We start from the raw sequence: 636 nt of genomic DNA, 5'->3' as shown, positions 1-636 counted from the left end.
AGGTACACCAGGGCGATCAGCATCAGCAGCGAGCCGAGCAGCGTGTAGAGGAAGAACTTGAATGCCGCGTAGATCTTGTTCGGGCCGCCCCAGATGCCGATGATCAGGTACATCGGGATCAGCGTGGCTTCGAAGAACACGTAGAACAGCAGGCCGTCGGCCGCGCTGAACACGCCGATCATGAGGCCCGAGAGGATCAGGAACGCGCCCATGTACTGGTTCACGCGCTCGGTGATCGACTCCCACGACGCGATCACCACGATCACCGTGATGAAGGCCGTGAGCGGCACGAACCAGAACGAGATGCCGTCCAGGCCCAGGTGGTAGTGCACGTTGAAGCGCTCGATCCAGAGCATCTTCTCGACGAACTGCGCGGCGGCCGTGCCGTTGTCGAAGCTGCCGAGCAGCGGCAGCGTGGCGGCGAGGCCGATCAGCGAGCCGATCAGCGCGATCCAGCGGACCATGCGCGCCTGATCGTCGCGCCCGAAGGCCAGCAGCAGGGCACCGAAGGCGATCGGCGTCCAGATGGCAAGACTCAACAAACCCATTTTTCTTCTTCCTCTACTTGTTGAGCCACACGAAGTACGTCATGAGCCCGAACACGCCCAGGATCATCACCAGCGCATAGTGGTAGAT

General features: G+C 61.5%; 1 protein-coding gene. It reads right to left on the bottom strand.

The features are described from left to right. Window positions 1-539: proton-conducting transporter membrane subunit (locus K9U40_RS23210; protein WP_282892430.1), on the bottom strand; the 539-nt coding region annotated here is incomplete at its 3' end. Window positions 540-636 lie beyond the last annotated feature (97 nt).

The organism is Xanthobacter autotrophicus, from assembly GCF_030015065.1.
Lineage (GTDB): Bacteria > Pseudomonadota > Alphaproteobacteria > Rhizobiales > Xanthobacteraceae > Xanthobacter > Xanthobacter autotrophicus_D.
This window is presented reverse-complemented; position numbering and strand designations above follow the sequence as displayed.